This is a genomic window from Bradyrhizobium sp. JR3.5 (assembly GCF_054057015.1).
In genome coordinates this window covers 6161501-6186305 of the sequence record NZ_JBSRYV010000002.1, presented here as the reverse complement: position 1 = coordinate 6186305, position 24805 = coordinate 6161501, and the positions used below count along the sequence as shown (strand labels likewise).

The 24805-nt window shown below is 63.8% G+C and carries 22 protein-coding genes and 2 pseudogenes; 2 read left to right on the top strand and 22 right to left on the bottom strand.

Annotation, left to right across the window (positions count from 1 at the left end; all coding sequences use genetic code 11):
- Positions 1–11: 11 nt before the first annotated feature.
- From ACVWW1_RS46315 to ACVWW1_RS46300, 4 genes are all read right to left on the bottom strand, one after another.
- Positions 12–878 (bottom strand): ABC transporter permease subunit, encoded by an 867-nt coding sequence (locus ACVWW1_RS46315; RefSeq protein ID WP_456660493.1) that lies wholly within the window; start codon positions 876–878, stop codon positions 12–14.
- A 94-nt stretch (positions 879–972) separates the two neighbouring features.
- Entirely contained in the window at positions 973–2211 is a 1239-nt protein-coding gene (locus ACVWW1_RS46310; RefSeq protein WP_456660492.1) for an urea ABC transporter substrate-binding protein, read from the bottom strand.
- A gap of 33 nt (positions 2212–2244) precedes the next feature.
- Positions 2245–3240: an acetamidase/formamidase family protein gene (locus tag ACVWW1_RS46305; protein ID WP_456660491.1), complete on the bottom strand. Its 996-nt coding sequence runs from the start codon at positions 3238–3240 to the stop codon at positions 2245–2247.
- A 17-nt stretch (positions 3241–3257) separates the two neighbouring features.
- Positions 3258–4658, bottom strand: coding sequence for an amidase (locus ACVWW1_RS46300; protein WP_456660490.1), 1401 nt, complete (start codon positions 4656–4658; stop codon positions 3258–3260).
- Positions 4659–5089: 431 nt separating this feature from the next.
- Here ACVWW1_RS46300 and ACVWW1_RS46295 point away from each other — a divergent pair, with 431 nt between their 5' ends.
- Entirely contained in the window at positions 5090–6253 is a 1164-nt protein-coding gene (locus ACVWW1_RS46295; RefSeq protein WP_456660489.1) for a transporter substrate-binding domain-containing protein, read from the top strand.
- A gap of 11 nt (positions 6254–6264) precedes the next feature.
- On the opposite strand, the gene ACVWW1_RS46290 is transcribed toward ACVWW1_RS46295, so the two are convergent.
- Positions 6265–6579 (bottom strand): hypothetical protein, encoded by a 315-nt coding sequence (locus tag ACVWW1_RS46290; RefSeq protein ID WP_456660488.1) that lies wholly within the window; start codon positions 6577–6579, stop codon positions 6265–6267.
- Between the two features lie 61 nt (positions 6580–6640).
- Here ACVWW1_RS46290 and ACVWW1_RS46285 point away from each other — a divergent pair, with 61 nt between their 5' ends.
- Entirely contained in the window at positions 6641–6838 is a 198-nt protein-coding gene (locus tag ACVWW1_RS46285; protein WP_456660487.1) for an ANTAR domain-containing protein, read from the top strand.
- Between the two features lie 9 nt (positions 6839–6847).
- Here the strand turns inward: ACVWW1_RS46285 and ACVWW1_RS46280 are convergent, their stop codons facing one another.
- The 17 genes and pseudogenes from ACVWW1_RS46280 to ACVWW1_RS46200 all read right to left on the bottom strand — a co-directional run bounded on the left by ACVWW1_RS46280 (position 6848) and on the right by ACVWW1_RS46200 (position 24788).
- A complete protein-coding gene (locus tag ACVWW1_RS46280; RefSeq protein ID WP_456660486.1) occupies positions 6848–9136 on the bottom strand; it encodes a VWA domain-containing protein in 2289 nt (762 codons plus the stop codon).
- A gap of 14 nt (positions 9137–9150) precedes the next feature.
- Positions 9151–9963 carry an AAA family ATPase gene (locus ACVWW1_RS46275; RefSeq protein ID WP_456660485.1) on the bottom strand — a complete coding sequence of 271 codons (813 nt, stop codon included), beginning with the start codon at positions 9961–9963 and terminating at the stop codon, positions 9151–9153.
- A 49-nt stretch (positions 9964–10012) separates the two neighbouring features.
- The gene (locus tag ACVWW1_RS46270) at positions 10013–11032 is read right to left on the bottom strand and encodes an alpha/beta fold hydrolase (protein ID WP_456660484.1); all 1020 of its coding nucleotides are present in this window, start codon (positions 11030–11032) and stop codon (positions 10013–10015) included.
- Between the two features lie 34 nt (positions 11033–11066).
- Entirely contained in the window at positions 11067–12401 is a 1335-nt protein-coding gene (locus ACVWW1_RS46265) for a purine-cytosine permease family protein (RefSeq protein ID WP_456660483.1), read from the bottom strand.
- 82 nt (positions 12402–12483) lie between these two features.
- The gene (locus ACVWW1_RS46260; protein ID WP_092125395.1) at positions 12484–13521 is read right to left on the bottom strand and encodes an aliphatic amidase; all 1038 of its coding nucleotides are present in this window, start codon (positions 13519–13521) and stop codon (positions 12484–12486) included.
- Positions 13522–13553: 32 nt separating this feature from the next.
- The gene (gene urtE / locus ACVWW1_RS46255) at positions 13554–14246 is read right to left on the bottom strand and encodes an urea ABC transporter ATP-binding subunit UrtE (RefSeq protein WP_456660482.1); all 693 of its coding nucleotides are present in this window, start codon (positions 14244–14246) and stop codon (positions 13554–13556) included.
- Positions 14239–14992 (bottom strand): annotated as a pseudogene (gene urtD / locus ACVWW1_RS46250) (urea ABC transporter ATP-binding protein UrtD). The gene urtE and the pseudogene urtD overlap by 8 nt, the downstream one beginning before the upstream one ends.
- Entirely contained in the window at positions 14989–16077 is a 1089-nt protein-coding gene (gene urtC / locus ACVWW1_RS46245; protein ID WP_456660481.1) for an urea ABC transporter permease subunit UrtC, read from the bottom strand. The pseudogene urtD and the gene urtC overlap by 4 nt, the downstream one beginning before the upstream one ends.
- Before the next feature lie 68 nt (positions 16078–16145).
- A complete protein-coding gene (gene urtB, locus ACVWW1_RS46240; RefSeq protein ID WP_229164622.1) occupies positions 16146–17015 on the bottom strand; it encodes an urea ABC transporter permease subunit UrtB in 870 nt (289 codons plus the stop codon).
- 125 nt (positions 17016–17140) lie between these two features.
- On the bottom strand, positions 17141–17524 hold the full coding sequence (locus ACVWW1_RS46235; RefSeq protein WP_456660480.1) for a transporter substrate-binding protein: 384 nt from the start codon (positions 17522–17524) through the stop codon (positions 17141–17143).
- A complete protein-coding gene (locus ACVWW1_RS46230) occupies positions 17508–18392 on the bottom strand; it encodes a transporter substrate-binding protein (protein WP_456660479.1) in 885 nt (294 codons plus the stop codon). The genes ACVWW1_RS46235 and ACVWW1_RS46230 overlap by 17 nt, the downstream gene beginning before the upstream one ends.
- Before the next feature lie 127 nt (positions 18393–18519).
- A complete protein-coding gene (locus ACVWW1_RS46225) occupies positions 18520–19161 on the bottom strand; it encodes an ANTAR domain-containing response regulator (RefSeq protein WP_456660478.1) in 642 nt (213 codons plus the stop codon).
- A pseudogene (locus ACVWW1_RS46220) lies at positions 19158–20313 on the bottom strand (transporter substrate-binding domain-containing protein). The gene ACVWW1_RS46225 and the pseudogene ACVWW1_RS46220 overlap by 4 nt, the downstream one beginning before the upstream one ends.
- 275 nt (positions 20314–20588) lie before the next feature.
- Positions 20589–21038 (bottom strand): Zn-ribbon domain-containing OB-fold protein, encoded by a 450-nt coding sequence (locus ACVWW1_RS46215; protein ID WP_456660477.1) that lies wholly within the window; start codon positions 21036–21038, stop codon positions 20589–20591.
- Entirely contained in the window at positions 21035–22231 is a 1197-nt protein-coding gene (locus ACVWW1_RS46210) for a thiolase C-terminal domain-containing protein (RefSeq protein WP_456660476.1), read from the bottom strand. The genes ACVWW1_RS46215 and ACVWW1_RS46210 overlap by 4 nt, the downstream gene beginning before the upstream one ends.
- Positions 22228–23511 carry a CaiB/BaiF CoA transferase family protein gene (locus ACVWW1_RS46205; protein WP_456660475.1) on the bottom strand — a complete coding sequence of 428 codons (1284 nt, stop codon included), beginning with the start codon at positions 23509–23511 and terminating at the stop codon, positions 22228–22230. The genes ACVWW1_RS46210 and ACVWW1_RS46205 overlap by 4 nt, the downstream gene beginning before the upstream one ends.
- 53 nt (positions 23512–23564) lie before the next feature.
- Complete coding sequence (locus tag ACVWW1_RS46200) at positions 23565–24788, bottom strand: ABC transporter substrate-binding protein (protein ID WP_456660474.1); 1224 nt, start codon at positions 24786–24788, stop codon at positions 23565–23567.
- Positions 24789–24805 lie beyond the last annotated feature (17 nt).

Below are 24805 nucleotides of genomic sequence, written 5' to 3'. Positions count from 1 at the left end.
GAAATTCCCGTCTAGCGGCCACGACGCACCAGCACGCTGGATAGTCCCTCAGGCAACACGCGTATGATCAGGATGACTGCAAACAGCATGCCGATCTGTCCGATGATCTGCCCGTAGCTCGCATTCAACGCCATCCTGATCATCGCCAGGAACACCGCGGCCGGCGCGGTTCCGAGCAAGACATTGGCGCCGCCGATCACGACGGTGACGAAGCTCTCGACCACGAAGGTCGCACCCATGGTCGGGATCAGCGTCATGGTCGGGGCGTAGAGCGCGCCGCAGAGCCCCGCGAGTGCCGTGCCGATCCCGAAGCTGATGGAATAGATGCGTCCCGTGCGCGCGCCCAGCGCCTTCGCCATTGCAGCGTTCTGCATCGTCGCGCGCGCGATCACGCCAAAGCGCGTCTTCATGAAGACGATGTAGAGCCCGGCCAGCACCGCCACCGCGCAGCCGAACAGCACGAGGCGATAGGTCGAGAATGTGTAGCCGCCGATCGCAAAACTTCCTTCCGGCGTGCCGATACCGCGCACCGCGGAGCCTACGATCAGCAGCATCGACTGCGTCACGATCAGGCTGAGGCCCCAGGTCGCCAGAAGGGAGTCGAGCGGACGCTTGTAGAAACGCCGCACGACTAGGTACTCGACGATCATGCCGATGATCCCCGCGGTCAGCGCGGCCAGGACCTGCGCGATCGGGAGCGGCACGCCGACATTCACGAGCCCGACCGTCACATAGGCCCCGCACATGATGAACTCGCCATGCGCCATGTTGATGACGCCCATCATGCCGAACACGATGGCAAGGCCCGCGGCCGACAGGATCAGGAACGCGAAGACGTCGGCGAACTGATAGAATACCGAGAAGAGTTCCGCCGACATTCCACTCTCCGTGATCACGGCGCCGCATCATTGCGGCGCCGGTTCGCTTCAAAGCCGTGAGGCAAAACACGAGCAAGATTCGTGCCCGCTTGCATCACGATTTGCTGGGAAGATGACTCGGCGTGTACTGATCCTTGTCGTTCTTCTTAGTGAGGTCGCAGCCGATCTCGCCGAGCCAGTATGGCTGGATCGTTCCGTAATCCTTCTCGACCGTCACCTCATGCTTGGGTCCGACCGAGATCAGGCGCATGCGGTGCGACGTATGCTGGCTCTTCGGATCGATGCAGACCTTGCCCTCGGGTGCGTCGATGCAGGCATCACCGGTCGCGATCACCTTGCGCATGTCCTCGAGCTTGGTCGACTTCGCCTTCTCGACCAGCGCCTTGTACATATAGAGCGCGTTGTAGGCGTTGTAGCCCATGTCGTTGATGTAGAGCTCGTCGGGGAACTTGGCGTGCCAGCGCTTCTTGAAATCGTTGGCTTCGGGCGTATCGATCTCCTCGAACCAGTTCGCGGTCGCATGCATGTTGTTGAGCGCCGGCGGTTTGAACCGCTTGTGCTCGAAGCCGAGCATGATCTTGATCGAAGACCCCATCGGCAAATTGAGGTTGGCCGCGGCCGCCTGCTCGAAGAATGAGTCCTGCGCGGCGCCGACATTGATCGTCAGCAGCCAATCCGGCTTCGCCTTCTGGATGTTCTGGATCGTCTGCGCGAACTGCGAGACGCCAAGCGGGATGAACTCTTCTCCTACGACCTCGCCGCCGAGGTCCTTCATGATCTTGCGGTTCCATTCCGCGGAGATCTGGCCGAAATTGTAGTCGGCGGCGATGACGTAGACCTTCTTGCCGAATTTCTGGACCATCCAGGGGATCAAGGTCGAGAACTGCTGCTCCGGCACCGCGCCCATGCTGACCATGGAGGCATCGCAGACGCCGCCTTCGTACTGGTTCGTGTAGAAGTACGGCGTGGTGGTGCGATCGACGATCGGACGCAACGCCTCGCGCGACGCCGAGGTGATGCCGCCGATCAGCACGTCGACCTTGTCGCGGTTGAGCAGCCTTCGGCCGAACTCCTGATAGCGGGCATTGTCACCTTGAGGATCAAGGTGAATCAGCTCGATCTGGCGGCCGAGAATGCCGCCGCTCTTGTTGATCTCCTCGACCGCGAGCTGCGATCCGTGCAGCTTCGGCATACCCATGAATGCCAGATCGCCGGAGACGTCCTCCAGCAAGCCGACCTTCAATGGCGGGTCGGCCGCCTGAGCAGCACCAATGACTGCCGTCCCGAGCACGGCACCAAGCAAAGCCATTCCGACTATACGCCCCGAATTCATCGCGATGTTCCTTGTCGTTGAATGATGTGGAAGTCACGCCTTGAGGTAATTCTTCAGGATCGACGCCCCCATCGTATATTTGGGGTCGACCATGTTGCCGAGCCGCATGCGGCCGGCCTGGCTGAGCAGCATGTAGGCGTCGATCTCGTCGAAGCCGTAGTCCGCGCTCATCCAGCGCACGAGCTCGCGATAGGCGATCCGCGCCGCATCTTCGAGCGGCCGCGCACTGCCGATCGTCATGATGAAGTCGCGCGTCTCGAGCCGCGGCCAGGCGAAGCTCCAGTTTTTGATCAGATCGATCTGCAGCGTGACTGTGGCGCGCTGTTCGAGCGCGACGCCCGAGAGCTCGCCGTCGCCCTGCGTGGCGTGGCAGTCGCCGACATAGAGCAGCCCGCCTTCGGTATGCACCGGAAAATAGATGATCGAGCCAGGTGCGACGTCAGGCAGGTCCATGTTGCCGCCGTGATAGTCGGGCTGCAGCGAGGAGATCGCCTCGATCTCGGGCGACACGCCGATGGTGCCGATGAACGGCTCATAAGGCAGCGTGATCTTGTCGTTCCAGCGCACGCCGTTGCGGTCGACGTGCAGCTTCTTGACGCGCTCCGGCAGCGGCGGATTGAGCAGCGCCGTGGATGCGGTCCCGACCAGGCCGCCGAACTCCGGAATGATGCAGGTGGTGCCTGCCGGCTGCGCGCCGCGGGTCTCGACGTCGCGGATATAGACGGCGAGGCAATCGCCTTTCCTGGCGCCCTTGACCGCGATCGGCCCGCATTGCGGGTTGAGATAAGGGAAGTTCAGCTTCGCCGTCGGGCTGTCGCTTTCGCTGGTGAGCACGCCGCCGAAGGCATCCTCAGTCTCGACGATGACCACCCCGCCCGGATCGATCGATAGGGTCGGCTTGGCATAAGGTCCATAGACGTAATGGAAGCTGCCCTGTTGCGCGATGGTCAAACTATGGGTCGTGCCCGTCGCGCCCTTGGCGACGGCCCGCTTGGCCATGATGGAACTCTTCAACCAGTCTTCGGTCATGCGAACGGCTCCTCAACTCAGATCGCGGGATGGCGCTTGTGCCAGTCGGTGACGCGCTGGAAGGCATCGCCCGCACGGACGAGACTTGTCTCGTCGAAATGACGGCCGACAAACTGGAAGGCGACCGGACCGCCGTTTGGCGCAAAGCCGCCGGGAAGCGTCACGGTCGGGCTGCCGGTCATGTCGAACGGACAGGTGAAGCGCAGCAGCCCGGTAATCAGCGACGGGTCCTCGCCGAGCGCGGCCATCCTGGCCAATGTCGGCGCAGCGAACGCCTGGGCGGGGACCGCGATCAGATCGACCGTCTCGAACAGCAGTCGCACGGCGCCGCGAAACGCCTCGCGCCGCAGCACGATCTTCTGATAGTCCATGCCGGATTGCGCCCGGCCGAGATCGAGCAGGCCGGCAAGCGCCGGACCATATTCGTCCTTGCGTGCCGGATAAGTCTCCTCATGTGCGACGGCCACTTCGATGCCGCACAGCGGGAACCAGTCCTCGATGACCGCCTTCGGATCGGGGAAGATGATCTCCTTGATCTTCGCACCGAGATCGGCAGCAACACGCAGACCTTCGCCGAGCACCTTGCCGGCAGCCTCGTCGATGCCCTCGCTGGTCCAGCGCCGATCGACCCCGATCGTCACGCCGCGCAAGTCTCCGGACAAACCAGCGAGATAGTCCGGCACGGATAGCGGCACGGACGTGGTGTCCTTCGGATCCTGGCCCGCGATCACGGCCAATATCGCGCCGCAATCGGCCGCGCTGCGCGCCATCGGACCGATGTGATCCAGCGTTGCGGCGAGCTCGAAAGCGCCGTAACGGCTGACGCGTCCCCAGGTCGGCTTCAGCCCGGTGATGCCGTTGGCGGCCGAGGGAAAGCGGATCGACCCGCCGGTATCGGTTCCAAGCGAACCGAAGCAAAGCCCCGCCGCGGTGGCGACGCCGGAACCGCTCGACGATGCGCCGGACCACAGATCGGCATTCCACGGATTCTTCGGCGGATCGATCTTCGGGTGATGATCGGCATAGGCGCCCTCGGTCTGCTGCAGCTTGCCGAGGATCACAGCGCCTGCGTCCTTCAGCCGCGCGACCACGGTGGCATCCTCACTCGGACGGAAGTCGCGATGAATGGTCATGCCGTGCGCGGCCGGCGCGCCCTTGACCCAACACAAATCCTTGACAGCGATCGGCACGCCGTGCAGCGGCCCCTTGATCTTGCCGGAGGCGATCGCCTTGTCGGCTGCCGCGGCTTCCGCAAGCGCCGCATCGCCCATTACATACGCGTAGCTCTTGAGCTTGCCGTCGAGCTGCTCGATCCGCCCGAGCATCGCTCTCGTCACCTCAACCGACGAGAGCTTTTTGGCGTGGATTTGCTGCCCGACCTCAGTGAGCCCGAGATAGTGAAGTTCCGTTGTCGGCATCGTTTCTCATCCCCGCACTTGGCACCGCATTTGGCACGACGCAAGCGCAGGCACTGCCCATCACCGCGCATGCGCCTCCGGCTTGGCGACACGGATGTGTCGCCAATTTATTTTGGCGGCAAAAGCAAAAAGCCACCCGCCCCTCCAAACGAAGGTGACGAATGGCCCAAATGCCGCGGCTATGAACTATCGCGTGGGTCCGGGATCGAACGGAGCACTCTGCGCGGCGATCGGGACGTCATCGGCCAAATCGACGCACGCAAGGTTCGACAGGAAGCCCTGTAGGAGAAAATTCTAAGGAGGTGTGCAGCGCGTTGTCAACGAGGCTGGCTGCACAAATTTCGCGAGGTGCTGCGCAGCAAATCGGCATGACCACTTGCGCCGGTCTCTGCGAAGATGGTTTCCTGCATGAGTTGCACTGAAAGTCGTCGATGACAAAGCCGTCCATTCCCGTTGGCATTATCTGCTCGCAGCATGGGCCCTATCAGGCCATGGGGCGCGAGATCCTGAAGAGCGCCATGATGGCGGTCGACGAGATCAACGAGCAGGACGAGTTCGACTTCGCGATATCGGCGCATGTCCGCGATCCCCGCGGCATCATTTCGGAATATCATACGGTTTGCGACGATCTCATTCGCAATGTCGGGGTCGAGCACATCATCGGCTGCTACACCTCGGCATCGCGCAAGCAAGTGCTTCCGATCGTCGAGCGCACCGACCGCCTGCTCTGGTATCCGGCCCGCTACGAGGGGTTCGAGTGCTCCGACAACGTCATCTATGTCGGCGCCTCGCCCAATCACAACGTGCTGCCGCTGGTGCGCTATGTGCTCGACAATCTGTCGCGCGAGATCTTCTGCGTCGGCTCCAATTATGTCTGGACCTGGGAAACCAATCGCGTCACCCGCGAGCTGGTGACGGCGGCGCGGGGACGTATTCTCGCGGAACGCCTGCTCGAGCTCGGTGAAAGCGCGGTCACGCACATCGTCGACGAAATCGTGCGGCGTCGGCCGCCGGTTGTGTTCAACACGCTGGTCGGCAGTTCGAGCTATGATTTCATCCGTGCGTTTCATGCCGCAACCACAGCGGCAGGTCTCGACATCCCGATGCTGAGCTGCAGCCTGTGCGAGCCCGAGCTCAAGATCGCTGGCCCCGCATCGGCCGGCTGCATCACGTCGTCGGCCTATTTCGAAAGCATTCGCCTGCCCGAGAACCAGACCTTCGTCGCGCGCTGGAAGGCGCGTCACGGCGCGCACTCTAGCCCGTCGGTGGACGGGCAGTCCGCCTATGTCGCGGTCTATCTGCTGGCCCGCGCATTGCAGCGTGCCGGCACGTCCGATATCGGCGAGGTACGGCGCGCCGCGGCCGGCCATCGCTACAATTCGCCGCAAGGCCCGGTCTGGATCGACGGCAGCAACAACCACTGCGTCCTGACGCCGCGGCTCGCCGTCTCCAACGCCGACGGACAGTTTGACATCTTCTGGGAAGCTGAAGCTCCGGTTAAGCCGGATCCCTATCTGGCGCAGCTCGACATCGCCGCCGGCCCCGCAAGGGATGGAACGTTGCCGAATGCGCCGCATTTGCGGGTTGTGAAATGAGCAAACCGTCGTCATTTTCGCTGCGCGGGCGCAAGGCGCTCGTCGCCATCAAGGACGAGCGCGACGCCACCATCGTCAGGCGCCAGTTCGAGCGTCTCGGGATCGACATCCTTACATGGGACGGCGGCGCCGATATCGACTGCCGGCCGGACGTGACGCTGATCGACGACGAGTTCCTGCCGCTCACCTCGCCGGCGCAGCGCGCGTCGCTGGGGCGAAGCCCGGTCATCGCCCTGCTCGGCACCGAGACGCCGAGCCGCCTGAAGCTGGTGCTCGACCTCGATCCGGCCTCGTTCCTGGTTAAGCCGCTGCGCTTCGGCCGGCATCTATGCCGCCCTCGTCCTCGCCTTCGAGCGAAGCGAGCGCACCAACGAGCTCAAGCAGCAGGTGCTCAAGCTCGAACAGCGCCTTCGATCCCGCCGCGTCGTGCTCGCCGCCGTCCTTCAGGTCATGCACACGCATGCACTCGCTGAGCCGGCCGCCTTTGCGCTGATCCGGCGCGCGGCCATGGAGCAACGCAAGACCATCGAGGAGCTCTCGGCCGAGATCACGGTAAAGGGCTCCCTGCCCCGAGCGGCCGGTTAGCTCCTGCGACTACTTCTTCAGTTCCGCATAAAGCTGCATCACCCGTTGCGGCAAAACCTCGATACGGGGCACCCGGAGCGCATGGCGCTCGCCGAAAATGCGATCGAGCTGGCGAAATCTGTCCTCACCGATGCCGAAGGCAAATATATCGGTGCCGCGCCGCCGCAGCTGCTGAGCGGCACGGCGCGCGTCCTCCACCAAATATTGCGGATCGGGCACATCGACGTCGGACGGCTCGCCATCGGTCAGAACCAGTAGCACCTTGCGGAATGCGCGTCGTCCCGCGAGGTAGCCCCCGGCGTGGCGCAACGCGGCACCGAGCCGGGTGGAATGGCTGCTGCCAAGACCCGCGAGACGCGAACGCACGACGGCGTCCATCGGCTCCTCGAAGCCCTTGATGCGGAGATAGCGCACGCGCTCGCGGCCGTCGGAGCTGAAGCCGTGCACCGCGATCGCATCATTGGCGGCCTCGACCGCCGTCGCCATGATCGCGGCGGCCTTGCGCTCGACGTCGAGAACCGTCCGGCCGCGACGATCACGGTCGGCGGTCGATTGCGACAGGTCGAGCAGCAGCAGAACGGCGAGATCACGCGGTCCCGGCGCATCGCGCTGGTAGACCCTGGGCTCGCTGATGCTGCCGGCGCGGCGCTCGATCGTCACCGCGATTGCTGCGTCGATGTCAAGCGCGTCGCCGTCGCGCTGGCCCTTGTGTCTGATACGGCGGCCGATCGAGGCGTCGCGGGTCAACTCGGTGATCCAGCGCATCGCCTCGGCATCCGTCGAAGGGTCGAACGGCTGTGCGGAAACCGCTGCGTCAGCCTCCAGGATCGTGGTCCAGTCCGCGCGCTCGGTGCGCGTGGCATAGTCCCATTCGGGATAGGTCGCGACCGGAAACCCGTCCAGCAGGGTCACCGCTGCGGCCTTCGCGCGCAGCGTTTCGTCGGGCCTAGCGTTGTCGTCGGTGGACTGCCCATCGGCGTCGTCGCGGCGCTCGATCCGCACCGAATCGACCGCAAGTTCGATCGTCTCGGTCGGGCTGTCCGGCTGATCGCCAAAATCCCACAGCGCCAGATTGTCATCGCGATAGGCCGGTTCGACGACATAGCTCCTGGCATTGAACTGCAGCCGCATCTGCCCGATGTCGTTGCCGAGCAGCCCGCCGATCTCGCGGCTGATGGCCGGATCAATCCAGCGGTCGGCGGCATCGGCAAACAGCGCGCGCCCCTTCGCCACCCACGCATCCGGGTCCTGATAGTCCGGATCGATCAGTGCCCGCGCCAACCGCGTCATCAGTCCGGCGGCAGTTGCCTGGCCAGCTGGCGTCGCGCTGTGAAACGGCAACCACAGTCGGCGCAGCCCGGGCATCTCGCGAAGCGCCAGCGTCTCGACCCTGGCATCCTCGATCAGCGAGACCAGCGCGATCTGCAGCGCCTTCAGCCGCCCCACGGGAAAGCGGACAGTGGAGTGCACCAGATGCGCGCCGGCATGCGCGACCGCGGCGAGATAGATGCTATCCGCCTCATCGCCCGCAAAACCAGGGAAGGTCTCCGGGAGCCCGATCAGGCCGGCGGCGAGCGAGGCGCGCCGTGGCACCGGCGTCGGCGCAACCGCAAGCTTGCGGAAACGCGGCTTCCTGTTCCAGAGCGCGATCGTGGTTGCGGCGAGGCGCTTTTCCAGCCGCGCAAAATCATCGCCGGTCCGGCCGACCGCGAACAGCCGCACCGAGAGCGGATCGTCGAGCGCGAAATAGGCGCGCCGGCGTGATGCGCGGCCACCGCTTGCGCGCAAGCCCGCCGAAACCCAGGCGGAAAAATCGTCGGCACCGGCATGCGCGAGCAGCGGCTCCAGCCGGCCGATCGCAAGGCCCACCGATTCCGGGCCTGCATCTGCGAGTTGACCAAGCGCTGCAAGAACCGCCGTGAGTTCTCCAGCACCCGCAAGCCGCGGCAGCACTTTGGACAATTCGGTCAGCAGCCCATGGGCGGCGCGGCTTCCGGCGCTGCGGCCGATATCGCCCGCGGCGCGTCCGATCGCGATCAGATCATCGGTCGATCGCAGCGCGGGCCATTGCTCCGATAGCTTTAGAAAGCCCAGAACCACGGCCTGGCCGAGGTTGGCCTCGAACAGGTCGTGCACCGCCTCGTCCCAGGCCGTCAGACGATCGAACGAACCCGTCCGGTGCAAGGCGGCCCGCGCCGCCTGCACCGCCAAGGCGATCTCGTCGTGGCCGCGCAACAGCGCCGCAAGCCGGCGCCCGGATCGGAAGCCATCGAGCGAACTGATTTGCGCGACCGCCACCTCCGGGCTTCCATTCACGCAGAGGCCGAAATCACGTCACGCAACGTGTTCCTGGTGTCCGCATCGTCGGTCAAGGGAACCACGATCGTCGTCTCGCACGCCTTTTCGAGGCTGATGCCGCATCCGATCAAGCGGCCGGCATTGACCAGCATCCGGGTCGAAGCGCCTTCGTCGAGACCCTGGCCCTTCAAATTGCGGCTGTGCTGGGCGATCTTCACCAGCAGATCGGCGAGGTTCGGTTCGATGCCGGCCTCGCGCGACACCACCTCGGTTTCCGCCGACCGGTCGGGGTAGCCGAAATCCAGCGCCGCAAAGCGCTGCTTGGTGGATTCCTTGAGGTCCTTGATCGCGCTCTGGTAGCCCGGATTGTAGGAAATCACGAGCTGGAAGTCGGAATGCGCGTGGATCAGTTCGCCACGCTTTTCCAGCGGCAGCACACGCCGATCGTCGGTCAAGGGATGGATCACGACCGTGGTGTCCTGGCGCGCCTCGACGATCTCGTCGAGGTAGCAGATCGCGCCGAGACGCACGGCCGTCGTCAGCGGCCCGTCGCTCCACACCGTGCCCTCGGCATCGAGCAGCCAGCGTCCCACCAGATCCGCCGCCGTCATGTCCTCATGACAGGCGACCGTGATCAGCGGACGGCCGAGCCGCGAGGCCATGTATTCGATGAAGCGGGTTTTGCCGCAGCCGGTGGGGCCTTTCAGCATGACCGGCATGCGGTTCGCATAGGCCGCACCGAACAGTTCGACCTCATCCTTGAGCGGCCGGTAATACGGCTCCTGGCGAATGCGGTACTGGTCGAGCAGCAAAGCGGGATTGGACAAGCTCACGCCTCCCATGATCGCGCAGGCAGCCGTTCGCAACCGTTCGAACTCACGATGCGAGCAGCTCCTTGAGCTTGGTATCGATGAAGGCGACATCGACCGGGTTGGTCCCCGGCCCACCCGCGAAGTGGCCCCAGATCGACGGCACCGGCACGAACTTGGCGTTCGGCATGTTCGCGACCTCGTTCTCGCTGTCTTCAGGCGGGAAGTAGAGATCGGTCTGCCCGGGCATGACATAGGTCTTGGCCTTGATCGCCCTCAGCGCAGCTTTGAAGTCGCCATTGTAGATCTCGTTGGCGCTGATATCGCCGTTCTGCCAGGTCCACAGCATGGTGAGCAAATTGTTGGGATCCTTCGGCAGGAAGAAGCCCTCCCAGAACGCCACAAGGAAATCCTCCAGCGACGAAAAGCCCATCGTCTTGATGTCGAGCTGCTCGCGATAGAAGGCCTGCGAAAAGCCCCAGCCGGCATAGACCCGCGCGGCGGCGCGCAGGCCCCGGGCCGGCTTGTCGGTGTACCAGCCCTCCTTCCAGGCCGCATCTGCCGTGAGTGCGGCCTTGACGCCTTCGAGGAACACATAATTGTGGCGTGAGCATTTGGCCGAGCCGCAGAACGGCGCCAGCAGGTCCATCATATCGGGATAGAGCGCGCCCCAATGGAACGTCTGCAACGCGCCCATCGACCAGCCGACGACCAGACGGATGTGCTTGATGCCGAATTTCTCGGTCACCAGCCGGTGCTGAGCGCGGACATTGTCATAGGCCGTCACCTGCGGAAAACGCGGCCCGTTATAAGGCTCCGGCGTGTTGCTCGGCGATGATGACAGGCCGTTGCCCAGCATATTGGGAATGATGATGAAGTACTTCGCCGGATCGAGCGCCATGCCCGGCCCGATCAGCCATTCATTGTCGGTGTGCTGGCCGGAGTACCAGGTCGGATAGACGATCACGTTGTCCTTGGCCGCGTTGAGCTGGCCAAACGTCTTGTAGGCGAGCTTGCAGTCGCGGAGGGTCGCGCTGCGCTGCAAGGCCAGATTGCCGAGATCATAGATCTGATAGTCGACGCTCATTGATGTATCCTTCTTGCTTGATCGAGCTTGTCGCTTACGCGGGACGCGCCACCTTTTCGGTGGAAGATTCCACCCGCGCGATCGCCCCGTACACGATGCCGGCGACCAGCGCGGCGGAGATCGCAGTGGACAGCCCCGGCATCAGATTTTCAACCGCAAATGCGCACAGCGACCCGATGCCCCAGGCGATGAACGGCTTCGCACGCCAGTCCACGTCCGCACGCGCCCCGGTGCGCAACAAATACTGATCGACCAGGATGATCGCACCGATCGGCGGCACGAGAATGCCGAGCAGCGACAGCCACTGGATGAAGAACGCCCAGACATTCCCCGCGGCAACCACGATGCCGATGGCGCCGAGGATCACGGCCATCAGCCGCATGTTGGTGCCGAGGATACGCGACCAGCCGGTGGCCGCATTGTAAAGGCAGTGCGAGCAGACCGAGCCGAGATTGGCGTAGAGGAAGATAAAGGCAAGAATGCTGAGCCAGGTGAGCTGCTTGCCGTTCATGTAGCCGAACATGTTGTCGACACCGAACGGATTGGCGTTCGGCACCGCAAGCGCAGCCGTCATCACGCCGCCGACCAGCATGGCCACCAAATTGGCGAACGGAAACGCGCTGAACGTGGCAAACAGGGATGCCCGCGGACTCGGCGCCCAGCGGTTGAAGTCAGCCGTCACCGTGCCGGCGTCGATGAACAGCGCAAGCACCACCGTGAGGCCGACGCCCATCGACATGCTGGCTACGCCATTATTACCGGCATAACTGAAGATCGCCGCTGCCGTCGTGGTCGAGGCTGCGTCGGCCGCGACCCAGAGGCCGAGGACGACAAACAACGGCACCGACGCCAGCCCGATATAGTGCAATCCCTTCACGCCGACGAAGGTGATCCCGATATAGAGCACGCCTGCGACGATGGTCATCGCCACATAATTGAGGCCGTAGGTCGAGGAGATCAATGCGCCGGTGATGCCGGTCTGCACCGCGTACCAGCCGAGCAGCAGGGTCGACAGCAGGCCCGACGCCAGCACATAACCCTTCTTTCCGAACACGATGCTCGCGATCAGTGCGAAGTTCATGCCGCGCCTGGTGCCGATCAGGCCGAGCGCGCCCACATAGGCGAACATGATCAGATTGCCGATGATCATCGCCACCAGTGCATTCTTGAAGCCCATCCCCAGCACCAGCAGCGATCCCGTCATCGCGCCGGTGATGATCATCGGAAAGCCCAACCACACCATGGTGACCGAGAAGGCGCTGCGCCGGGCGCTGATCGGCACCGGCTCATGCTCGAATTCATGGCCGAGAAGGTCGTCAATCTGCCCCTCGGTCTGATGCACCAGTCCGCTATTGGCTTCGCTGCTCATGGTAACCCCCGTGTCCCGTTGCAACAGTTTCAGAACCGCGCCGGCGCGAATGATCGCGCCGGCACGGCTCGGCTTTTCCAAATCAACGATGTGCGACTTTCTGGTTCGGAATGCCCTCGATCGGACATTCGTCGGTCCCGACGGTCGGACGGGTCATGGCTTCAACCATTTCCCGCGTACCTTCGGGGTCCGTGATCCAGTTCTTGTAGAAGGTGTACGGACAGACCGCGTGGCCGCGGTCGCCCTCTCCGGAGTTGATCAGGCCGGTATAGCCGCGGTGCATCAGCTTGAAGAGATGGTTCTGCGACTGCATGTTGCGGCGGGCATCGCGGATCAGCGACACCGAGAGCTGGGCGTACTGGATGCCGTTCTCCTCGGTGCCGCACTCGCCGAGCGTCCGGCCGTCGAAGCCGATGAGCGCGGAATGGCCGAAGTAGGAATAGACGCCGTCGAATCCGGAGGCGTTGGCGACCGCGACGTAGCAGTTGTTGGCCCAGGCCATCGATTTCGAGATCTGGATCTGCTGCTCCTTGGCCGGATACATGTAGCCTTGGCAGCGGACGATCAGCTCGGCGCCGCGCATCGCGCAGTCACGCCAGATCTCCGGGTAATTGCCGTCGTCGCAGATGATCAGGCTGATCTTCAGGCCCTTCGGCCCTTCCGAGACGTAGGTGCAGTCGCCGGGGTACCAGCCCTCGATCGGCACCCACGGCATGATCTTGCGATACTTCTGGACGATCTCGCCCTTGTCGTTCATCAGGATCAGCGTGTTGTATGGCGCCTTGTTGGGATGCTCCTCATGGCGCTCGCCGGTCAGCGAGAACACGCCCCAGACCTTCGCCTTGCGGCAAGCGTCGGCGAAGATGCGGGTTTCCTCGCCCGGCACCGACGAAGCCGTCTCGTACATCTCCTTGGAGTCGTACATGATGCCGTGGGTCGAGTATTCCGGGAAGATCACGAGATCCATGCCCGGCAGACCGAGCTTCATGCCCTCGACCATCTTGGCGATGTTGCGCGCGTTATCCAGCACCTCGGCCTTGGTGTGCAGACGCGGCATCTTGTAATTGACCACGGCGACGCCGACCGTGTCCTTGCTGCTCGATATGTCTCCATGCAACATGTCTCGACTCCCTTTCTGAACGATAATTCCCGCTACACGGCCATGTGGAGCTGGATGAGATCATCGGTGAGCTCACCGATCGCGCCCTTGGCGACGACGCGTCCCTTTTCGAGCAACGCGAAGCGGTGGGACGCGCGCCGCGCGAACGCGACATTCTGTTCGACCAGCACCACCGTGATTCCGCGCTCGCGATTGAGTTTGACAATCACGTCCTCGATCTGCTCGACGATGTTCGGCTGGATGCCCTCGGTCGGCTCGTCCAGCAGGATGACCTTGGGCTGGGCAAGCAGCGCGCGTGCGATCGCAAGCTGCTGCTGCTGACCGCCGGAGAGATTGCCGCCGTAGCGGTTGAGAAACTCCTTGAGCACCGGAAACAGCTCGAGCACCCACTCCTCGATGCCGTTGGCCGATTTCGCGGCGAAGGTCCCGAGCGTCAAATTTTCCCGCACGGTGAAGCGCGGCAGGATGCCGCGGCCCTGCGGCACATAGGCGATGCCGGACTTGGCGCGCTGATGGGTGCGCAACGGCGAGATGTCGGCGCCGTCGAGCGACAGGCGTCCGGTGCACCGGTCCATCAGGCCGAGGATGCTGCGCATCAGCGTGGTCTTGCCGACGCCGTTGCGGCCGAGCACCGACAGGAATTCGCCATTGCCGACCATCAGGTTGATGCCCTGCAGCGCGCGGCTGTTGCCATAGAATGCGTCGACGTCGGTCAGCTCAAGCATGGCTGATGCCTCCCGATCCGAGATAGGCGCGGCGCACCTCCGGATGCGCCTCCACTTCCGCGGCGGTGCCCTCGGCCAGCATCTGGCCCATATGCATCACCGAGATGATGTCGCCGATCGCCTTGACGAAGCCCATGTCGTGCTCGACCACGATCAGCGTGTGCTTGCCCTTCAGCCGCGCAAACAGTTCGGCGGTCTTGCGGGTTTCCTGTGCCGTCATGCCCGCGGTCGGCTCGTCCATCAGGATCAGCTCGGCGTCCTGGGCGACCAGCATGCCGATCTCCAGCCACTGGGTCTGGCCGTGCGACAGATAGGCGGCCGGGCCGGTCGAGCTGTTCGGTGAGCCCGACCAGTTCGGCAAGACGTTCGATGTCGTCGCGGCCGGCATTGCCGATACTCCAGCGCAGATTGCCGAACACGGAGGTGCGGCGCGCCCGCGCCACTTCGAGATTGTCGCTGACCGAGAGCTCGCGAAACACGCTCGGCACCTGGAACTTGCGGCCGACACCGGCGCGGGCGATCTCGTATTCCTCGAGATCCTGCAGCGCGGTGCCATCAAAGCTGACGGTGCCGGCGCTCGGCTTGACTTTGCCGCAGATGATGTCCAGCGCCGTGGTCTTGCCGGCGCCGTTCGGCCCGATCAGGCAGCGTAGCTCGCCCTTGCCGACGCTCATGTTGAGCGAATTGAGCGCCTTGAAACCGTTGAAGCTGACCGAGACGTCGCGCAGATCGAGATGGGAGCTCATGTGCTGCCCTCCGTCTGGCTGACACCCCGTGCAACCGCGCCGCTAGCGGCCTGTCTACGCTGGGCAACCCAGCGCCAAATGGCCTGCGCGAGGCCGGCGAGCCCCTTCGGCAGGAACAGCACCACGAGCACGAACAGCGCGCCCATCACCAGCGTCCAGGTTTCCAGGAACGTCGCGGATTCCGACAGCGCGCCCTGCATGCCCGCGACCAGCACCGCGCCGAGGAACGCGCCGACCAGGCTTTGCCTGCCGCCGACGGCGCACCACACCACCACCGAGAGCGAGAGCTGCACGCCGAGGAAGGTCGGCGAGGCAAACTCCATCACGACCGTGTAGAGCATGCCGGCGAGGCCCGCGATCGCAGCCGACAGCGCGAACACGAAGATCTGGTAGAGCGCGACGTCGTAGCCGAAGTAGCGCACCCTACTCTCGTGGTCGCGGATCGCCTGCACGATCAGGCCGGCCCTGGACTTGGTGAAGGCAAAGGCAACCAGCAGGCTGAGCAGCACGCACCCGGCAACGAGATAGTAGGTCGCGCGGCCATAGGCATCGAACGCGACGCCGAACAGCTCGAGCTGGGCGAGATCGGTGATGCCGTTGAAGCCGCCAGTGTAGCTCTGCTGGTCGATGATCACGAGATTGATCACCACCATGGTGGCGAGCGTGATGATCGAGACGTAGACGCCGGTGACCCGCCCCCGGAACATGAACCAGCCGAGTCCCGCCGCAACCAGCGCCGGCACGAGCAGGCCCGCGGCGATGGCGAAGCTGAGCGACCGGAACGGCTCCCAGAACCAGGGCAAATGCTGGACATTGTTCCAGACCATGAAGTCCGGCAGTCCGCTCGCCCCCGTATGCACCGGCACGGTCTTGAGCTTCAGCACCATCGCCATCGCGTAGGAGCCGAGCCCGAAGCTCATCGCCTGGCCGAGATTCAGGATGCCGCCGAAGCCCCAGGACAGCCCTAGCGATATCGTCAGGATGCCCAGCACGAGATAGCGCGCGACCTTGTTGAGCAGGAAGTCATTGTTGAGCAGCACCGGGAGCGCGAACACCAGCGCGGAAACGATGAGCAACCGGGGCAAGTTGCGCGATCAGGCGCTGCAATCCGCTGGAGTTGGAAATATTCGACGGCATAGATGAGCGATCTGTCTCAGGCCCGCACGCGTGCGGTGAAAAGCCCCTCGGGGCGGAAACGGATGAGCACGACGATGGCGAGCAGCACGATCGTCTTGGCGACCGTGTCGTTCTGCAGGAAGGCGATGCCGCCGGAGAGTTCCCCGAGGATGAAGGCACTCGCCACGGTGCCGGCGAGGCTCTGCACGCCGCCGAGCACGACCACCATGAAGGCGTCGACCACGTAGCCGGTGCCCATATCGGGCGACACGCTCTTGAGCGGCGACACCAGCGCGCCGGCAAGCCCGGCAAGGCCCGCGCCGTAAGCGAAGGTCAGCGCATAGACCCGCTTGGCGTTGATGCCGAACGAGGCGGCGACCGAGCGATCCTGGATGATGGCCCGCAGCTTCATTCCGACCGTGGTGCGATTCATGAGCAACCAGGTCGCCCCGAACAGCGCGATCGACACGACGAACAGGAACACCCGATACGAAGATATCGGGATGCCGAACACGTCCATGCTGTCGGCCAGCGCCGGCGGCAGCTGCACATAGCGCAACTCGCTGCCGACCATCAGCCGCACCGCCTGTTGCAGCATGATGCCGACGCCCCAGGTCGCAAGAATCGTATCGAGCGGCCGGTTGTTGAGCAGGCTGAGGACGTAGCGTTCGATGACCCAGCCGAACGCGGCAACCACCAGGAAGATCGGAACGAGGCTCGCGAGCAGACCGAGACCGAGATAGGTGTGGAACACCCAAGCGGCGTAAGCGCCAAGCATCACGAACTCGCCGTGGGCGAGATTGATGATGCCCATCGAGCCGTAGATGATCGACAGTCCCAGCGCCACCAGCAGCAGAATCGATCCGATGCTGAGGCCTGTGACAATTTGTTCGATGAGTTGGTCCACGTCGGGATCCGCTTTCGATGTTGGTTTGGGCGCCCTGCGCGCCCCTCGCATGTGTGCGTGAGGCTGCTTTCGTTGCCGGAAGCCGGCCGCCGGCGCCGCACGCCGACGGCCGTCGTCAGCCCCCGTCAGCTCTTCTCGACCAGGCCCTTCTCGGTGCAGGACTGCCCGGGATAGGCCGCGTAGGGCACGGGCTTCAGCCAATCCTTGGCCTCGACGAGAATCTCGAACTGGCCGTTCGACTTCGCCTGCGCGATCTTGGGCCATAGCCAGGTGTGCAGGTTCTCCGGCTCGATCCGGACCTTGCCCTGCGGCGCAATCACTTCCTGGCCCTTGACCGCGTCGCGGATGTTCGGTGGCGTGAGATCGCTGGTTGCCAGCTTCTCGACCGCCTGCTTGAACAGATAGGTCTGGAAGTAGCAGGCCTCAGAGACGAAATGCGTCACCTTGTCGGCGCCCCAGCGCTTCTTGTAGGCCTCGACGAACTTCTCGTTCTCAGGCGACTTGTGCACCATGAAGTACGGCGCCGAGGTGAAGTGACCGGCGGCAGCCTCCCCGCCCCATCGCCGCGACCTCGTTTTCGGAGGTCGTCAGGCTCGCCATCGGCATCTTCTCGGGATCGAGACCGGCAGCCTTGTACTGACGATGCAGTGCGACCACGGAATCGCCGACCACGGTGGAGAAGATCACGTTCGGCTGCGTCGAGCGGATCTTGTTGATGACGGAAGAGAATTCGGAATGGCCGAGCGGCACATATTCTTCCGCCACGACCTCGCCGCCGAGCTTCTCGAGCAGCTTCTTGCAGTAATTGTTCTCTTCCTTCGGATAGATGTAGTTGGAGCCGATCAGATAGAACTTCTTGCCGAACTTCTTGACCAGCCAGGGCACGAACTCGTCCTGCTGCTGGTTCGGCACCGCGCCGGTGTAGATGACGTTCTTCGAGCACTCGCGGCCCTCATAGAGCGTCGGATACCAATAGAGATTGTTCTGCCGCTCGAAGACCGGAAGGACCGCCTTGCGGCTCGCCGAGGTGTAGGAGCCGAACACGCTGACGCATTTGTCGCCGACGACGAGCTTGCGGGCCTTCTCCGAGAACGTCGCCGGATCAGACGCAGGATCCTCGACGATCGGCACGATCTTGCTGCCCTTGATGCCGCCGGCGGCGTTGATCTCCTCGATCGCAAGCAGCGTCGCCTTGTTGAGCGATTCCTCGATGATCGCGGTCGTTCCCGTCAGCGAGAACAGCACGCCGACCTTGATCTCGCCGCCCGCGGCGTACGCGAGGTCGGCGTTCTTGATCCAGATATGCGGCAGTCCGGCGCCGGCAAATGCACCAAGCGCCGCGGTATTCCTCAGCAAAGTCCGCCGTGAAATGCTCATCCCTAGCTCCCTTCAGGACTGAAAAAACAAAAAGCCCTCCCGATGCGCGCTTACGCGAGCATTGGGAGGGCTTTGTTGCCGGTTGTGTCGAAGGCGGCGCTGTCGCCGCCGGCCCCGCTATTGGGGCTTACTGTTGATGATCGTAGCCAAGCAGTTCGAACGAGTCAACAATCGCCGCGGCGACTGCACTTGCCGACACGCGACGATCCATCGCCTGTCGTCTGATAAAGCCATAGGCTTCGGTTTCCGGCATCTGCCGCGTCGCCATCAGGATGGCCTTGGCGCGTTCCACCGTGCGCATCGAACGCAGATTGTCGTCGAGCTTCTCGATCTTGCTGCGAAGCCGCCGTTCGTAGCTGAACTGACTGCGCGCCAGCACGAGGTTGGACAACACTGCATTCTGCGTGAACGGCCGCGGCAGAACGGCGTTGGGCGTGGCATGACACAGCGCATCGGCCTGAACGGCCTCCGTAGCCGGCAGGATCACGACCAGCGCGGAACGCGCATCGCCTGGAATCCACGGCAGGCGCCGCGCCAGATCCGGCGAGTATTCGCAGTACACCACGTCGGCATCGGCCGGCACGCTCTCCGGCATCGGCCAGACCTGGCGCACCCGCATCCTGAATCGCTGCAATTCGCGCAGCAACATGCCGACCTGATCATCGACCGGCGCGACCACGACGGCCGACAGATCGGCAAGTTCCTGAACCATGGTCTTGCGTCCGCCGACGTCTCGGCTCAGCGACGGCTTACGCGACTGCTCGTTCATTGGACGCTTCCTGTTTGCGTTGCACGACCATACCCGATCAGGAACGGATCCGCATGCACCGGCTCCTTCGACTGGCTGACCACATCGAACTGTCCCTGGCGGTTGGCGCGTCCGATGCGCGTCCACAGATCAGTATGACCCGACATCGGGTTGACTGTCACCGCACCTTGCGGTGCATCAAAGCTGGTGCCGAACACCATCGAGCGCAGCACTTCGGTGTCGAGCGAATTGACCTGCTCGAGCGCCTTCGCAAACAGATGCAGCTGGAAATAGGATGCCTCGGCGCACATGTTGGTGGAGATGTCGGCGCCGAACCGCTTCTTGAAGCGCTGCACAAACGCGCTGTTGGCGCTGCCCTCGACGCCCTGGAAGTAGGATGCCGCGGTGACGTGTCCTTCGCCGACGTCGAAAACCCATGGCGGCGATTTCGGCTTCCGTCGTGGTCAGGCTGGCGATCGGCACTTGCTTGGGATCGAGCCCGACATTCGCGTAGGCCTGATAAAGGAAGACCGTACCCTCCCCCACGACGGTCGAGAAGATCACGTCGGGTCTGACCCGCTTGATGTCCTGGATGATCGGGACAAAGTCCTGCCAGCGCGCGTAGACATTGACGTAGCGTTCGCCCACGACCGAGCCGCCGTTGCTCTTCAGCAGTTCCCGCATCACCCGGTTCGACTCGCGCGGATAGATGTAGTCCGACCCCACGAAATAAAATCGTGTTCCGAACGTATCCATCAGATAGCGGCACAGCGCGAGGCTGTTCTGATTCGGCGAGGCGCCGGTGTAGATGACGTTCGGCGACGCCTCGAAACCCTCATAGAGCGTCGGGTACCACAGCAGGCCGTTCAGCCGTTCGACCACCGGCAGCACCGCCTTGCGGCTCGACGAGGTGTAGCAGCCGAATATAGTGCTGACTTGATCCTCCACCATCAACCGTTTGGCGTAGTGGCCATAGGCGGCCGAATCCGAGCCAGGGTCGTAGGCGACGGGAACCAGCTCGCGGCCGCAGACCCCGCCTGCCTCGTTCACCTCCTCGATCGCAAGCTGCGTGCCCTGATACTGGGTCTCCTCGATCACCGACATGAAGCCGGTTCGCGAGAACAGCACGCCTATCCGCCATGGAGCGGAGGTCGCTTGGGTAAGGTTCGACATGATCAGGCCCTCGACAGAATTGGAGGGACGAGAGGGATTATTGTTCTTGTTGCTCTCGAACAGCATTGCCGGGGGCGGAAGATTGCATGTCATCTGCCGCGAGACAAGGACCCAGGCAGCTCATCCTGTCAGCGGCGCTGACGCGAAAGCAGGCAAACCGGATGTCACCCGCGACGCATCACAGGTGCAGCGATCCAAGGACCATCTATCTCCGGTAGACGCGCGATCGATTGCCCGTATCGAGCGCAGGGATGGAGCAGTAACTCCTAAGAAACCTACGGCCGGCGCCATTGCAGCAAGGAGCAAGGCGGATCCGAGTCCAGGTGATGCTCGAAGACCCCTTCGACATCTGCGCCGATTGTCACCACCTGTTCGGGATCGCCGAGCAGATTGCCGACCATGCGAATGCCGCCAGCCTGCGGCAATTCGACAAGCACCGCGATGTACGGTCCATGCCCTTTCAGCGCCGCATGCGACGGATGCCACGCGCGTTCCCAGCTGAAGATCCGGCCGCGCGGCGCGACTTCGGTCCATGCCGGATCGAAGGCGTGGCAGTGGTGACAGAGCCACTCCGGTCCGAACTGCCACGTTCTGCAGCGGCTGCAGCGTTGCACCAGCAGCTTGCCCTGACGCAATCCCTCCCAATAAGGCGCAGACAGGCCGTCAGGTTCTGCGACCGGGATCGGCAGGCCCGCCGGAAGATAGCGCGCGCTCGGCTTGCTCATATGGTGGCCTCCGAACCCAGAATGAGGTCGCTCGCGGGAGAGACCATCGGACCTCCGATGACCATTGCGACGTCGCTGCGTCGAGCCTGGCTCGTCGAGGTGCCGCGCACCTGGCGAACCGCTTCCAGCACGAGCTCAAAACCGTGCATGTAGCATTCGGCGAGATTGCCGCCGCTGGTGTTGAGCGGCAGCCGCCCGGACGGCGCGATCAGGTTGTCGAATGTCAGGAAGTCGTTGGCCTCCTCCGGCTTGAAGAAGCCGTGCTCCGCCAGCGCCATCACGACACCGCCGGTGAAATTCTCGTACGCCTGGACCACGCCGACATCGGACGGCCCTACTCCGGCCATGCGGTAAAGATCGGGCGCGACGGTGTCGAAGCTCGCCGTGGCGTAGAGCGGCGCGTTGTGCGCCGTCGCCGCCGCGCGATGTCCGGATCCGAAGGCCGCACCGAGCAGATAGGCCGGCTTGTGCTGGAATTCCGCGGCGCGCTCTGCCGATACCAGCAACAATGCCGCCGCGCCGTCATTTTCCATGCAGCAATCATAGAGATGGAAGGGCTCCACGATCCAGCGCGAGGCATCGTATTTCTCGACGTCCAGCGGCTTGCCGTGCATCACGGCACGCGGGTTGGCCTGGGCATGGTGATAGGAGGCGAGCGCAATCGCGCGCAACGCCTCTCGTCGCACGCCATGCTCGTGCATGTAGCGCTGCACCCGCATGGCAAAGCGCTGCGGCGGCGCCAGCACACCGTAAGGCATCAGGTAGGACCGCTCGCCCGAAACCGTGTGGATCCCGCCCGCCCGCCCGAAGCGGCCATACTGGCCCTGCGCCAATGAGCGGAACACCACGACACAATCGGCGAGGCCCGCGACGATCGAGGCTGCCGCGTTGGCAACCGCAGCACAGCAACCGCCGCCGCCTCCACCCCATTGCATGGTCGCTGAACGCAGTCGATACGTACCCAGCGCCGCGGCCAGCCGCGAGGCCTCGCTGCGATCATCGCTGTAGGACGAGAAGCCGTCGATCTTGCGCGGATCGAGCCCGGCATCTTCGCACGCCGCCAGAATGGCTTTCAGCGCGAGCTTGAATTCCGGGTCGGGAGAAGCGCCGTGGCGATAGTATTCCGTTTCACCGATCCCGATGACAGCCACACGGCCCCGCAGCGTCCGCTCGTCTCGCGCGCGCGCCGTCACGACTTGGCATCCTGTCGCGCGGGCTGGCTGCCGAAAGCCCCGCCTGCGGCGAGGCGCGCAATCTCCGCCTCGTCGTAGCCGAGCAACTCACGCAGGACATTCTCGGTGTGCTGCCCGATGGCTGGTGCGGCAACGGGATCAACGATCGGTGTTCGCGAATAGCGGATCGGCAGGTTTACGTTCGGCACCCAACCCAGCGTCTCGTGCGGGATCCGGGTGACGATCCCGCGCTCCCTCGCCTCCGGGGAACGGATCGCCTCGCCGACGGTGCGCACCTGACCGCAGGGCACCCCGGCCGCCCGCATCCGCGACTGCCAGTGCGACCAGGGCTGCCGGGCAAAGGCATCGCCGAGAATCGCAAACAACTCCTCGCGACGGCGGATCCGATCGGGGCCGGTTGCATAGATCTCGGCCGCGGCGAGATCCTCGCGCTCGAGAACCTGCGCCATCAGGCGTTGGAAGATCTTGTCGTTGCCGCAGTTGATATAGAAGGCGCAATCGCTGGCCAGGAACACACCCGACGGACAGGTGTCTGGACTGGTATTGCCGCTTCGCTTCGGATCGGCGCCGCTGAAGAGCGACTGCATGGTCGCGTAGCCGGTCATCAGGACGGCATTCTCGAACAACGACACCTCGATGGCCTGGCCCTGCCCGCTGCGTTCCCGCGCGAACAGCGCGCCGAGGATTGCATTGCTTGCCATCATCGCGGTGCTGATATCCATCACCGGCGACAATGCGCGCACGCCCTCGCGGTCGGCATAGCCGTTCATCGACACGAAGCCGCTCTCGACCTGCGCGATCGGATCGAAGCCAAGCCGGTCCGAAAATGCCCCGTCGCGGCCATAGGCCGACACCGAGCAATAGATGATCTCGGCTTTGATCTTGCGGCAGCTCTGATAGTCGAGCCCCAGCCGTGTCATCACATCAGCCGAAAAATTCTCGACCAGGACGTCCGCCGTCGCGATCAGCTCGCGCGCGACCTTCAGGCCCTCGGGGGACTTGAGATCGAGGGCGACGCTGCGCTTGTTGCGGTTGGTCCAGAGGAACGGCGCACCGTGCCTGAGATCGGGATGCACCGGGGGATAGCGGCGTAAATCGTCACCGCGGCCCGGCGCTTCGATCTTGATCACCTCGGCGCCCATGTCGGCAAGGATCATGGTCGCAAACGGTCCCGCGATGAAATGCGAGAAGTCGATTACCCGGATCCCCTCGAGCGCCCTTGGCGCATCGACGGGGCGCGGCGTGTGCTCGGGGAAGTCGGCTTCAAGCTGATCCAGCATCGGGAGGTCCGTCAGTTTGAGAAGGGTTGATCCGAGGGGCGCGGCGGTCGCCGTCAATTGCTCTTCGGAGGCTCGACGAGCGAGCATCCGCCCTGCTCGAGCGGCCGAAATGCCTCCGGCCCTGTGAGAACGCCGACCTGCTCCAGAAGGTCCCACTTGCTCTTCGACGCATTCGGGCTCTTCACTTTGAAGATGTACATGTTGTGAATGGCACGGCCGTCCGCGCGCACCACGACCGGCCCGAACAAGGCGTCGTCGATCGGCTTCTCCTTCAACTTCTCGATCACGGCCGGCGCGTCGTTGGTTCGTGCCGCCAACGCTGCGTTGAGATAGGCCAGCACGGAGGAGTAGACGCCGGCGTGAAAGGCGGTCGGCGATTGCCCGTGCTGACGTGCGCTGAACCTGGCCGACCAGGCGCGGCTGGCATCGTTGAGGTCCCAGTAGAACGGCTGGGTGATGATCAGCCCCTCCCCGACCGCAAGGCCGCTGGACTCGACATCGTTGGTGGTGGTCAACAGCGCCGCGAAGGTGCGTCCGCTCTGCTTCAGCCCGAACTCGGCGGATTGCTTGATCAGGCTGACCGTGTCGCCGCCGGCGGTCGCGAACGCGATCACATCGGCGCCGGAGCTCTCGGCCTGCAGGATGAACGACGCATAGTCCGCATTGTTGATCGGCACATTGATCGACCCGAGAACGGTGCCGCCGCCGGCGCCGATCACGGCCGTGCCGTCGCGCACCATCGACTTGCCGAGCGCATTGTCGGTCGCGATGAAGTACCATTTCTTGCCGCCGTGACGCACGAGATAGGCACCGATCGTGTGCGAGGCCGCCCAGGTGTCGAAGGTCCACTGGATCGTGTTGGGCGAGCAGTATTTCCCGGTCAGATCGGAGGACGCCGCACTCGATGCAATCAGCGCCGCCTTGGTGCCGCGCACGACTTCGTTGACGGCGAGCCCGACGGCCGAGTTCGGCACGTCGGCGACCGCATCGACCTTCTCCTGATCGATCCAGCGGCGCGCGATTGCCGCGCCGACATCCGCCTTGTTCTGATGATCGGCCGAGACGATCTCGACCTTGAAGTCCGGGTGAAGCCGCATGAAATCCTCGGCAGCCATCCTGGCCGCCGTCACCGAACCTTCCCCGGCATTGTCCGAATAAGGGCCGGATGCGTCGTTGAGCACGCCGATCCTCAGGGAGCGCGCAGCGTCCGCCGACGCGGACGAACTGGCGCATACGGCCAGCAGGGCCATTCCGGCAATATGCGAAAGATACTTCATTGCTTCCACCCGTCGTA